Consider the following 11,795-nt stretch of genomic DNA (forward strand, 5'->3'; position numbering starts at 1 on the left):
TATCACTCTTTTGTCCTTTCCATTTCCCTGTGTTCGAAATACCACCGTTCGGTGTCTATACAGCTCTCCGTGACCAATCGGCAAAACATATCATGTATCACAGAAGCATCTTCAATGGCTTTTCTTATTCGAGCTTTACGTGAGCCGAACAATCTCAAGAACAAAGGTTGTCTCAGATATGCCTCGCGCACGGTATGATAGCGTTGCCATCCCAAGTCGTTCAGTTTATTGCCACCCAGCGGATTGCCATTCAGTTCCCGACCTAATTTTTCCCTGAAGTTCTTTTCATCGAAGACCGGTATTTCATTGCACATTTTATCGCACAGGTCATAAAACTCCTTTTCCCTGGGATTTTCTTCGTAGTATTGTTTCAAGTATGCCTCCAGTTCCTCACCGGACATACCAAACCGCAGGGAATACTCTGTCAACAGATGTTCGATAGCAGCCACCGTCTCTGGTGTCATACCTTTTACAGCAAGTAACCTTTCCCGAGACAACATACAAAATTCACAGATGGACAACTCTGTGAGTTCAGGATTACTGATAGAAATCTGCTTCCGTGTCAGGCTACTTTCAAATACCATCTCGTTCAGCCCGTAATTCAATGGCAGGGTAATTAAAATTCTTTTCGTTTTCATTCGAATGTTATTTTTTTGTTAAGTTCAATACTCTTCCCGCTTTATTAACCTTCTGAGCGAACGGTAGTGATTCGTCGATACCGCTGGCATTCCAGTCACGACAATATGCCTCGATAGCCTCTTGGTGGCTGCATTGCAACTCCCGTTTGTAGAGTTTCAGGGCCTCTTTCTCTGCCCGCTCGGTCGTATAGGTCATATAGCATTCTCTCGATTCTTCCACACCGTACACACTGCTGGTTGTACCCCGGCGGATAAATACCTCTCGGAAGAAACTGCGTCCCTCTTTGTTGTCAAGGCGGTTGATGGTAAAAATCTTCCTGCAGTCCACATCCGTCAGCCCCAGTATGGCTTTGATGCTGTCAAACCTTTCGCGGAATTTGCTTTGATCAAGCAGCATCACTATGTCGGAATTGTTGATGATGGCCTCCTTGACAATCTCAGACCCGATAATATCCTGAATCTCCTGTGTGACGACACCCACCGAAGCCCAAAACTTTCGGGCGGTTTTGTACATATATTTGATGTATTCTGCCATGAGCGGACTGGCGATGGCTTTCCATGCTTCCTCGATAACCAAGACCTTGCGCCCCTTCTTGATACGCATTTTTTGTAGGAATACATCCATGATAATCAACGTAATAATGGGGAACAGCTTTTTATTTTCCTTGATTGCATCCACTTCGAAAACGATGAATGTTTCATCAAAGAGAGTGGAGTCCACATTTTCATTGAGAATCTTCTCGTATGCGCCGCCTTTGTAAAATGGCTGAAGCATGGTGGAGTAGGTCGAGTAACTGATAGTGGTGATGTCGTTTTCGGTGCATATCTGCTCCAAGCGGTCGAAGCTGTAATCGAAGAAGCTGTTGAACGACAGTTCCGTTACTTTGAGTGCCGCGCGCCGGGCTTCCAGCACGTCGATTTGCTTGCGCACCATATTGTCCACCTCTTTGGGTGGCATATTGGTATTCTTGCGGCTGGCCGAAGCGAACAGGTTTTTCAGGAGGACACCGCGCTGCTCGTCCGAGTAACGGGTGAATCCGTTGAAGAAGGCATCGTAATAGTCAATGATTATCTGCTCCACAATGCGGAACTCAATTTCCTGAATCTTGGCGTCCGACCCTTTCCATATCATCAGGATAAGGCTTTTCAGGAAGTCAATCTTCTCTATGTTGTATTCATTCCGGCTGATTTTAAATGGATTCATTGTGATAGGCTTTTCCTCCGTATAGGCGATATACTTGCCGCCCAGATACTCACACAGACCCTCGTAGGAGTTTCCTGTATCCACCATTACCACATCCGTTCCCTGTTCATGTAGTTGGCGCACTACCGAGTTCATGTGGAAGCTCTTGCCGCTGCCCGAAGGCCCCAGGCAGAAGAAGTTGGAGTTGTCCGTCAGCTTGTGTTTTCCCTCTTTTCCTGTGATGTCGATGGCCACCGGAACGCCCTGCCTGTCCGTATAGTAGATTTTCAGAGGAGTATCTTCGCTGTGCAGCACCCGTTCTTTATACATCAGGCACGTTGCCGCATCACTGAGAGTCAGGAAACGGTCGTAATCCTCGTTCAGTGCATAACAGTTTCCGGGAAATGAACCTACGAACAGTTCCAGTTGGTTATAGGCGCGTTTACTAATATGGATACCTATGCGGCCGAAAGCATTTTCGAGGTGGTTGGTGCATTTCTGCAGGTCAGTGTCCGCAGGAACACTCACCACCATGTTAAAATGCGTATATACCACCTGTTTGCTCTCACGGGCTACCACTTCCTGTACCCGTTTAATGTCCTCTACAGCCATTTGGTTACCTGGATTCGGTATGCTCGCATGGCGGTTCTTCTTTTTGTCAAGCAACGAAAGTTCCCGCTTTTGGTTAGGCAAGAAGACGACTTGATTATATACTACTGTTTCCGCATACGGAATGTTATCCACGGCTGATACCAAGTCCACCGGCATTTCGGTATTGTTTACCTCTATGTTTGTATAAGGACGTATCAACGACGGTAATGCGATGCAATCCACATCCACAAGGCTGTACACCTTGCATCGTTTGTCTCCCATAGATACCGTTTCATCGTCTGTCTTGATATTCGTCATCGACACGGTACGGTCATTAAAATTCATAGCGAAATAGCTGTCCACATACTCGCTCGCTTCGGCTTTGTTCAAGAATCGGACTTGCACACCGCCGTCACGAAGTTGGTCGTGTACCTTGCGGATTTTCACAAGGAAGTCGCGCCACTTTTTGTTGTCGAACGAGAACAGGCGGCTCTTCTTTGATTCTTGCGTAATTGTCAGGTAGCAAAGATTGTCCGTGTATGGGCGTCCCCTGAAATAGCGGAAATAGGAAGCTGAGAGAAATTCCTGATTGCCGTCCGGCTCATTCTCGAATTGTTTTTTCACAAAAATGTCCTGCTTGTGGATGGCATACCCTTCCCCCAGCGTCAGTGCAAGGGCAGAAAACAAATTTGCGAACTCATAATAACTGTCTATGTCTGCCGAATACTTCTGTACAGGATTCTCTATCTTGAGCACAGCGGAGTATTCGCCCGTCTTGGTGTACAGCACGCCCACGCCGTCCGTTTCTTCCACCGAAAAGTAGATATCCTGAAAGATACGCTTACGCTTGCCGCCTGTACCGAACGTATAGACCGACAAGGCCATGCCTACGCACAGAGCAATAAAAAATAAGATAATGTATAAGGTCATTCCGATACTCGTTCGATTTAATAAGGGCAGGTCTGCCTCAGTTGGAGGCGGACCCGCCCGTGTTCAACAATCAATTAGCCACACACATTGTCGTGATGGTTTTTCTTATAGTCAGACTTTGCGCGAGTGAGCATACACGTACACACCACGCTCTACCTTTTTACTATGCAACCCCTTTCGCTGTTTGAAGATGATAAGTGCGATACCCGTTGATAGGGCAGCCGACAGTACGACCAAACCGGCTACGAACCCCATGAGGCAGTAGGCGATGATAAAGCCGACAACAGCCCCGCCCGCCGCACCTGCCGCCCAATAGATGTAGCGGCCTTGCAACCCCATCAGTTCCAAAGGCCGTTGCAGTCCCTTGAACAGTTGATAGTCCGGATAGCGTTCTTTCGTACCTTTCATCATGCAGCCCGTTTATGAGATACCGAAGAACAGGGGCAATGCTTGAGCAGCAGCAATCAAGAAGATACACGCACCTACTACCATCATAATTTTCTTCTTCACGTCCTGCTCTTCATTGTTCATTGCGATATATACCGAAATGGCACCCACGATAGCCACTACACCTGCAATAGCATAGCAAAGTTTCACCATGATAGGTACATACTTTACAATCTCTTCTGCCACGGTAGATAATGCAGTCGTTCCGGCAGAATAATCACCTGCCGTACTCTGTGCCATAGCAGGAGTGCCGCCCAACAGGGTGATGGCAAGCATTTTTACTTTGATGGAGACTTCTCTAAAAAGTCCTTTTGCCTTTCGGCACATTTGTTTGATTTTCTTAATCATACTTGTTACGTTGTTTTTAGTGAAACTTTATTTTAAATCATCTGATAATCAGGTTGATTATATACGATATCCGAATAAGGCCGGAAATACAATCGAGGCTCCAATGATGAAAAGACACGCACCGACAAGCGACACAATAGACTTCACCACACCATCTTCACCGGTGTTCATCTTGATGTAGATCTGGAGCGCGGCAACGATGACAAACACCGAAGCAATAGCATAGCAGATGTACAATACATAGAGCATCATTGTTACCACGAAGTCGTGCATCGTCGCCAGTGCGTCTGCACCCCAACTGTAATTCACGCTGCCGCTTTTGGCGAATGCCATGTAAGGGACAAAGCACAGTGTACATAATATTTTTCTTGCTTTCGACATTCTACAATTGGTCTTTGATGGGTTTCCATATTATCTCCGGGCGTCCGTCCGGCTTACCTTTGGAGAGCATGGCTTTGTATAGTTCATCCGCTGTGTACGCGTCCGACAGATATGCTGCCGTTTCTTCCATCTGTTCTTCAGCTTGCGCTTTCAGCCGTTCCAGCTTCTCCGCTACAGTGGCCTTTCTATTGTCTGTTGCGGTCTCAGGCTCCTGCGTTTCGGATGGAGCCGTAGGAGCGATATCCGTTTCGTACTTCTCATCCCCGACATTGAATCCCGCATCGTTCTCCGTCACGGTCACACTTGGTTCATCTTCCAGTTCGCCGAAGTCGAACACTTCCTCACTCACTTTACCTGTTCCCTTTTTTCCATAAAGATCCTGTACGATAATGACCGCGTAATAAACAAGATAGACTACCGTCAGGACAATGGCAAAAATAAAATATGATTTCATATCTATTCGTATAATATAATTTGTTATTTTGAATATGATTGCAAAGTAAGAACACATAAATATAAAGTGGAAATTATTGATTATAAATCAAAAGATTTTCATCAAAGATTCCCGATAAATCACAAAATCATATTCTAAAATCATATTCTAAATCGTATTTCAGCATGATTTTAGAAGAGGGATAAGAAAGATACGGGCATAAAAAAAGCCCTCCTGAATGGAGAGCTTTCGTGTGAACGGCAGATGACAGTCAGCGTCTCTTTCCGCGCAAGTAATCATTCAAGTCTTTATAGTCGGCATAGCGGCCCGCTTCGTCACTGACTTTCCGGCCGTACATCCCGGCAATGGTTTCCACTGTTTTCCTCCCGGCAAGGTCATTGTCGAGATAACAGTGGATGTGCGCATATTCTTGCAGGCGCGCCAACGTCTTTTTCAGATTACCGACTGAGTTCATTACGAGATAATCACAGGGTACGTCAAGGCAGACAACATCATCATCACACTGTTTAAGTGTTAGATAGGACAAGAAATCCATGAAACCCTCAAATAAACAGACCCGGCTCTGCAACATATCGTGAGACTGTTTTATCAGAGAGATATCCTTTCCCTTGATACACCCTTTATAATAAGGATTGCGCACCTCGTACCCACCGGAGATATTGGCAAACGCCAATGCGAAATAACGACGATTGCGCAACTCATAGTGCACCTCCCGACAGAACATCCGTCCGATATCCGCATCAATCATCCGCGAATGAAGATACGACAATAGTGCATAATTCCGCAATGGTACGACTATCAAATCCTTCATGTCGGACTCTATTGCCTTGGCCGGAACTGTCGGCACACGGATTCTTGGCAACGGAGCGCAATTAACATACCGTTCAATGCACGCAAGCACTTCGCTCACGCTATCCGTCTGATAAAGATACTTGCCCAATTCCACAAGGTCACCTCCGGTCGCCTCGCCAAAATCATACCATTCGTTCAGCCTGTCATTGACCTTGAACGATGGCGTCATCTCCTTCCGCAAGGGCGAGAGGAACCAATGTTGACCCGATTTTACATACTGTGCATGGTGGCCGAGCCTGGCCAAAAAATCCACTATGCGCACTTGTTTTGCTTCTGATATGGTCATGTCTGTTTCTTTTCACTTGTTTCCACAAAACCAGTTTAGTTTGGTTTATTCTCCTATATATATCTATACTAAATTAAACTGAATCATATATACCCGCGCCCGCCCTCATTCTTCATCAAAAAGCCTCGCTTCTGCGGGAGTCGTATCGTAATAAAACAGTTTGTCCCGTTTAACAACCAGCTTGAGCGTGTCGGTCAGATGCACCAATAGTTTGACCATCACATTCCGTCCGCGCTTGAATCCGATTGCTGCATAAGAGGTCATCATGGCTTGCAGCATATTTTCAAACCCGCGGATGGGCTTGTCGCCAAATGCGGCTGAGAGTGCTTCGCGATGTTGTTCAATAGTCAGCTCCATGAATCCCACCCGCTGTTTCAGCTTTTGTTTGGGAGTTTCGCAGAAGTGATAATCTTCGGCTATAACCGGAAGGCCACCTTCATTAACGGTAAATGCAAACGGTTTGAACTCCTTCTCACGAATATGCAATGCATGCACTTCACTGATGCTGGGAGACTCGGCATTCTTGCTGATGACCAGCACCGTCTCTGCCTTGTTGCTCATTTCCGTACCGATATGCCCACGTACATTATTGTCACCTTTGTTCAAATGCAGCACACAATGGATGTGCAAATTGTATTTCGATGACCATTCCATCATCTTATTGATGACTTCTACCGACTCGCCGGTGCTGTTGATATCGAGCATCAGGTCACGGATGCCGTCAATAATAACCAAGCCATAGCCATTGTTCTGACGCAGGGCATAATCTATGACATCAATTCGTACCGATGGGGAATACTCCCGCAAACAGATGAAATCAAGGTTCTCACTATCGGCAGTAGTAGGCAATCCGGCAAGTCTTAAAATACGTTCCAATACATTGTGGCAATGGAAGCGACTCTGTTCAGTGTCCACATACAGTATCTTTTGTTTACCTTCAGGCAGGTGCGCCCGGTAATTCAACACCTGCTTTCCCGCCAACGATGCAGCAACGATGGCTGAAACATTGAACGTTTTCTTGGATTTCGCCTTGCCGGTAGATGCACTGAAGTTGCCGAGTGTGGCAATAGTCGAGTTGTCTATCCAAATAATTTGCGGCGGTGTCTCGTAAGTGTCCGTTGCCCGGATCTGCGAAGCGGATAGAATGTATGATAAGCGATGTTCTTCCGGTCCCATATCCGCGTTGCATTCAGTCCTTCTTTCGTCTTCCATAGCGTCTTTGATTAAAGAATGGTTGTGTCTTAGCTGCTTCGTTCGCCATACGTACCGCTTCGTCTACGGTCGGTTCGTAATTCTGCAAAAGCCATTCGTCCAGTTCCTCCTTGGCAAAATAGACCATTTTCCCACGTGGCTTGTAATGCGGAATCTCTTTACTGGATGTCAGTTTGTATAACATACTCTCGGAGATGCCGATATACATACAAGCCTCCTGAAAGGTAAATACCCGTTTGGTGGTATAGATGGTTTTCTCCAACAGAGCGATACGCTCCAACAGGCTCTCTATCGGATCTAATTTTTTCAGAACAGCCTCTACACCGGTGAGTCGTTCACTCAACCGCTCCATGAATGTCAATCTATTACTGTTTTGCATAATGAATTTTTAATGTAAATTAGACAATGGAAGCATCACTTCCGTTCTATAGCGCGCTAACGGAAGCCAAAGGTAGGACAAGTAAACTGCGTGACAGGAATTTACAGCATGACAGTAACCACGTATCACGGAAACTATCACGCTTTTACCTTTCACATACTTCACTTTTTGGCACTTATTGCCATTCTTTTAGTTCGCTTACAGCTCGCCTGATGCCATAAGCTGCCGATGTCATATTACTCCGCATGGCCGACAGCGCGGACGACAAACTCGATGCCGAAACAAATCCGTTTCCGTCCTTGGTTTGCAGCAACTGTCTGCCACCGAGAACCGCCTGCCATTTGGAGCGGATGAGCGAGTGTTCCAAAAGCGCATCGAACAAGATGGCCACATAACGGATATTATTCACACGAAGTTGGAAACCTTCTTCGCAAGCAAAAAGGGCTTCCATGTCTTCAACACAGAGGGGAGAAACGCAAAACAGATGATAAGTATCGGCACAAGCCGTAATACCTATCATCTGTTTGCGAGTAAAATTGCAGCCAAAAGAAAGCGGTGGCACTTCCTGATGATTGTTGCCACGAGATACGATTGGCGGAGAGGCAGATGTGTCATACATCCGTTTCAATTCCATACATTTCTCAAACGAGAAATCCTCTGCGGCAAAAAGCTCTCGGACAAGGTGGATGCGATCATTTAGCAATCCTTTTACGATGTGGATGTTCATTTCATGGCAATTCCGGCAGACCACCCGGTCACAATCAATAAACCGGTGGCTGCTTACGAAATCTTCTGCGTAACGAAAGTACAATTTACCGTTCGCCACGACATCACGTAAATAAAGAGTTCTTGCTTCTGTGAGCAACGCGAAAAGTTCTTTCGCAACATCCTGTTCTGCATCAATATGATGCAAGTGCTCGTTCCCTCCAAAAAGAGAGAAGGCCATTGTCAGGTCTTTTCATTGTTGAATATTTTAAAATTGTGTTTATTATATATTGCCAAGGGATTGTTCCAATCGGAACACCCCTGGCAAACATCTGCGTATTTGACCTGATGCCCATTACATTATCAATCGAATAAGCCGTTTGTAAGATTTACCGCTTCATCCTTTTTCTCATTGACAATTTTAGCATATACTTGTGTCATTCTCACGTCCGCATGCCCGAGCAGTTTCGATACAGTATAGAGATCCGCGCCAAGCGTCAGCATCATTGTAGCAAATGTGTGCCGGGCCGTGTGAAAGGTGAACTGTTTGGTAATACCAGCTGCTTTAGCCCACGGCTTGAGACGCGCATTAATAGCCATAGGTAATTTGAACACCGGATCACTCTCTGTCTTGTCACCACGTTCAGGCATCCACTTCAATGCTTCAGGAGAAAGAGGGAGATAAATCGGCTCTTTGGTTTTCTGCATGGATAACGCAAGACGGTATTGTCCTCTGTCCACAAATACATCCTTCCATTTTAATCCGATAATATCGCTTATTCGCAGACCACAAAAACAGGAGAACAGGTAGGCATTCTTCACCATTTCATTTTTTATAGGAGTTGCTATCAAAGCTCGTACTTCGTCAATGGTCATATACGAGCGCACACTTTCCGGCATCTTAGGCTTCTCCGATTTATCCATTTCATTGAACGGATTCCTCTGCAGGCGTTTGGCTCGGACAGCAGCATTCAATGCCCCAGTGAAAACCATGTAATAAGTATGTTGTGTAGAAGCTGCTATCGGTTTTCCCTTGGGGCGATAGCTCGTCATCACATAATCAACGTACCCTTGGCAAAAAGCCACATCTATCTGATCCAATATAACCTTTTCCCCCGCATACTCTTTCAAGAGACGGACAACCGTTTTGATGTGAGCAACGCACTTTTTTCTGTTGCGTTTTTCCTGAAACTCCTTGTAAGTATCCATCCAATCCAGCAGATAGATCTTATCCCGATGATTCACAATACCGGCTTCGCCACTGGTCAATTCGATGATACGTTTTGACTTAATGGCATTCGCAGCAGTCATTGTTACTTCATTCTGAAGACGGGCATTGCGGTCCGTTTCCGGAATAAGATACATCTTAAGATATTCGTATGTCCGCTTACCGTTACGGTAAATATCCAAATACAAACTCTTGCTCCCATCGGACAATTTTTTTGTCCGAAGACGTATTGGTTCTTTGACCTTCGTTGGCTTTTTTACTCGTGGCATAATTGAATTTTTTCGTCTGTTATTCTATATGGCAAATATACGAATAATTATCGATATTGAGAAACAAACAAGAAACAAAAATGCACCAAAAAAGAGCTAAAATAGAGAAATTACTGAAAACAACGGAAAGAAACAACAACCACATAAACAACTGAAATAAAGTGCGTTTGTTTATATTTTCCTGTATCTTGTTTTCATTTTACACACATCTATAAGATAATAACCAAAAACTGTACTCCTTGAACAGAGAAGCGTTCGATGCAACTCCAAAAAATACCTTTGGTTGTAGTATGTTTTAAAGAGTCTACCACTTTTCAGACAACACTATTATCCTTTATTTTTCAATTAAAAGTTCCTCAAACGATGCAGCAAATCCTTACCCAACAACATCCATCCCATCGTTGCAAATACTGCCAGGAACATAAAAGCCAAGATATACATCTTCTTCCCCATGCCCGAAGGGCGCAAAGGCACAACAGCAGGTTCCACCACCGCAAAAACTGGTTTTTCCTCCTGTACCTTAGCCCGCGCCATCTGCAACTGGTTGGCTACCTGACTATATACCTGATAAGCCAGACTCATATCATTCTGCAAACGTTCCTGCTCGGCACGGACACTCTGAAGAATCAGATTATCGTGCGTGTCCACATAATCTGCATATTTTTTCTGAGCATTATAATATTCCTGTTGGCGGTCTTTATACAACTTCTCCAAATAAGCACAATCATCCTTTGCCTTCGAAGTACGATAGCCGATAATGCATTCCTGCAACTTGCGGACAACCGAATCGGCAACGACGGCAGTCACTTTAGGGTCTTGCAAAGTGACGGAGATATTCGTGATAGCCGTCTTCTTGTCCATTGCAGCCGATATATTCTTCTTGAGCGATTCGATTTTGTCACTCTCTTCTTGCGTCAGGACTATCAATCCACTTTTTTCGGCAGCCGGTTCCTTATCGGAAGATAACAAATCCCTGATACCGCCGATAATCATACCGGGCATTCCCAAGACATAACTCCACCACGGCGAAGACTGATTGTCCAGATAAGTAGAAAAATCCGTCTCTTCCCCGTCTTTATCCGGCGAAGGAACCTGCATATCCAACAAATCCAGCAGAAAGGGGGTCGAAGATACAATATCCGAAGAAAGCGCGGCATTCAGAGCATCCGAGCCGTCGGTACCCATGGAAGCACCACTGCCCAGGAAGGAGGCGGCAAGACCGGCCAAACCACCATTTCCTTTCGAATCACCCATCTCCGGAGACAAGGTCACCGTCACCGTATATTTCCTGGGGATGCTGAATCCGACAATAAGCCCTATCACCGCACCTGCCACGGCAGCTTTATACAGAGTCTTACGGATACCGATTATCTTACGGACAATATCCAGCAAATCTATTTCCATCTCATCAGTATTCGGATTCAATGGCTCCATATCACGATTATGTTGTTCGGTCGTCATATCTGCTTCTTATTTCTTTATCAAATTTGCAAGAGAGGCAATCATCATACCCAAAGAACTGAAAGAGGTGGCGTAAGTCAGTATCTCGCCCATATTACTGCGCTTCTTTGACTTCGATGGCACGATAATCTCACACCCCGGCTCAACCTGTTTCCTGCCACTGCCCTTCACCTTAGTCACCTGGCCGTTCATGTAAACGATGAATTTCTTGCCCTTCTTCGCATTCTCCGAGTAACCGCCCGCCTGGTTCAGGTAATAATCCACATTCTTGCCTTCCATGTAAGAGACACGGTTGGGAACCATCACGGCACCGTCGATGGTCACGGTATTGCTGCTTTTGGGGATGGACACCACGTCACCCTCGCGGAGCACGATATCGGAAGTGCCGCCCGGATGCGCCAGGGCACGCTCCAGGTCAATACCCACGGTAA

General features: G+C 45.6%; 12 protein-coding genes and 1 pseudogene. All 13 read right to left on the minus strand.

From position 1 onward, the window contains the following. Nucleotides 1-2: 2 nt before the first annotated feature. A complete protein-coding gene (locus tag QZ327_RS10145; RefSeq protein ID WP_294618935.1) occupies nt 3-638 on the minus strand; it encodes a hypothetical protein in 636 nt (211 codons plus the stop codon). Nucleotides 639-645: 7 nt separating this feature from the next. Continuing rightward, nucleotides 646-3,342 carry a conjugal transfer protein TraG gene (locus tag QZ327_RS10150; protein WP_294618936.1) on the minus strand — a complete coding sequence of 899 codons (2,697 nt, stop codon included), beginning with the start codon at nt 3,340-3,342 and terminating at the stop codon, nt 646-648. Between the two features lie 111 nt (nt 3,343-3,453). Then, nucleotides 3,454-3,750 (minus strand): DUF4133 domain-containing protein, encoded by a 297-nt coding sequence (locus tag QZ327_RS10155; protein WP_294618947.1) that lies wholly within the window; start codon nt 3,748-3,750, stop codon nt 3,454-3,456. A gap of 12 nt (nt 3,751-3,762) precedes the next feature. Then, nucleotides 3,763-4,137: a DUF4134 domain-containing protein gene (locus tag QZ327_RS10160; RefSeq protein ID WP_294618937.1), complete on the minus strand. Its 375-nt coding sequence runs from the start codon at nt 4,135-4,137 to the stop codon at nt 3,763-3,765. A gap of 57 nt (nt 4,138-4,194) precedes the next feature. Then, nucleotides 4,195-4,518 (minus strand): DUF4134 domain-containing protein, encoded by a 324-nt coding sequence (locus tag QZ327_RS10165; RefSeq protein ID WP_294618938.1) that lies wholly within the window; start codon nt 4,516-4,518, stop codon nt 4,195-4,197. A 1-nt stretch (nt 4,519) separates the two neighbouring features. Further along, the gene (locus QZ327_RS10170; protein WP_294618939.1) at nt 4,520-4,972 is read right to left on the minus strand and encodes a hypothetical protein; all 453 of its coding nucleotides are present in this window, start codon (nt 4,970-4,972) and stop codon (nt 4,520-4,522) included. A 250-nt stretch (nt 4,973-5,222) separates the two neighbouring features. Then, a complete protein-coding gene (locus QZ327_RS10175; protein WP_294618940.1) occupies nt 5,223-6,110 on the minus strand; it encodes a toprim domain-containing protein in 888 nt (295 codons plus the stop codon). 105 nt (nt 6,111-6,215) lie between these two features. Continuing rightward, entirely contained in the window at nt 6,216-7,322 is a 1,107-nt protein-coding gene (locus QZ327_RS10180; RefSeq protein ID WP_294618941.1) for an AAA family ATPase, read from the minus strand. Continuing rightward, entirely contained in the window at nt 7,300-7,701 is a 402-nt protein-coding gene (locus tag QZ327_RS10185) for a helix-turn-helix domain-containing protein (RefSeq protein ID WP_294618942.1), read from the minus strand. The genes QZ327_RS10180 and QZ327_RS10185 overlap by 23 nt, the downstream gene beginning before the upstream one ends. A gap of 175 nt (nt 7,702-7,876) precedes the next feature. Then, nucleotides 7,877-8,647: a hypothetical protein gene (locus QZ327_RS10190; protein WP_294618943.1), complete on the minus strand. Its 771-nt coding sequence runs from the start codon at nt 8,645-8,647 to the stop codon at nt 7,877-7,879. Nucleotides 8,648-8,769: 122 nt separating this feature from the next. Next, a complete protein-coding gene (locus tag QZ327_RS10195; protein WP_294618944.1) occupies nt 8,770-9,903 on the minus strand; it encodes a site-specific integrase in 1,134 nt (377 codons plus the stop codon). Nucleotides 9,904-10,248: 345 nt separating this feature from the next. Next, entirely contained in the window at nt 10,249-11,364 is a 1,116-nt protein-coding gene (locus QZ327_RS10200; RefSeq protein ID WP_294618945.1) for a chain-length determining protein, read from the minus strand. Nucleotides 11,365-11,373: 9 nt separating this feature from the next. Beyond that, nucleotides 11,374-11,795, minus strand: a pseudogene (locus QZ327_RS10205) (capsule biosynthesis protein); the annotation flags it as partial.

Source organism: uncultured Bacteroides sp. (genome assembly GCF_910578895.1).
Classification (GTDB): Bacteria; Bacteroidota; Bacteroidia; order Bacteroidales; family Bacteroidaceae; genus Bacteroides.

Coding starts and splice junctions, on each gene's coding strand:
- QZ327_RS10175 (WP_294618940.1), bottom strand. CDS start 6,110: ATGACCATATCAGAAGCAAAACAAGTGCGCATAGTGGATTTTTTGGCC.
- QZ327_RS10145 (WP_294618935.1), bottom strand. CDS start 638: ATGAAAACGAAAAGAATTTTAATTACCCTGCCATTGAATTACGGGCTG.
- QZ327_RS10155 (WP_294618947.1), bottom strand. CDS start 3,750: ATGAAAGGTACGAAAGAACGCTATCCGGACTATCAACTGTTCAAGGGA.
- QZ327_RS10170 (WP_294618939.1), bottom strand. CDS start 4,972: ATGAAATCATATTTTATTTTTGCCATTGTCCTGACGGTAGTCTATCTT.
- QZ327_RS10190 (WP_294618943.1), bottom strand. CDS start 8,647: ATGGCCTTCTCTCTTTTTGGAGGGAACGAGCACTTGCATCATATTGAT.
- QZ327_RS10160 (WP_294618937.1), bottom strand. CDS start 4,137: ATGATTAAGAAAATCAAACAAATGTGCCGAAAGGCAAAAGGACTTTTT.
- QZ327_RS10200 (WP_294618945.1), bottom strand. CDS start 11,364: ATGACGACCGAACAACATAATCGTGATATGGAGCCATTGAATCCGAAT.
- QZ327_RS10195 (WP_294618944.1), bottom strand. CDS start 9,903: ATGCCACGAGTAAAAAAGCCAACGAAGGTCAAAGAACCAATACGTCTT.
- QZ327_RS10185 (WP_294618942.1), bottom strand. CDS start 7,701: ATGCAAAACAGTAATAGATTGACATTCATGGAGCGGTTGAGTGAACGA.
- QZ327_RS10150 (WP_294618936.1), bottom strand. CDS start 3,342: ATGACCTTATACATTATCTTATTTTTTATTGCTCTGTGCGTAGGCATG.
- QZ327_RS10180 (WP_294618941.1), bottom strand. CDS start 7,322: ATGGAAGACGAAAGAAGGACTGAATGCAACGCGGATATGGGACCGGAA.
- QZ327_RS10165 (WP_294618938.1), bottom strand. CDS start 4,518: ATGTCGAAAGCAAGAAAAATATTATGTACACTGTGCTTTGTCCCTTAC.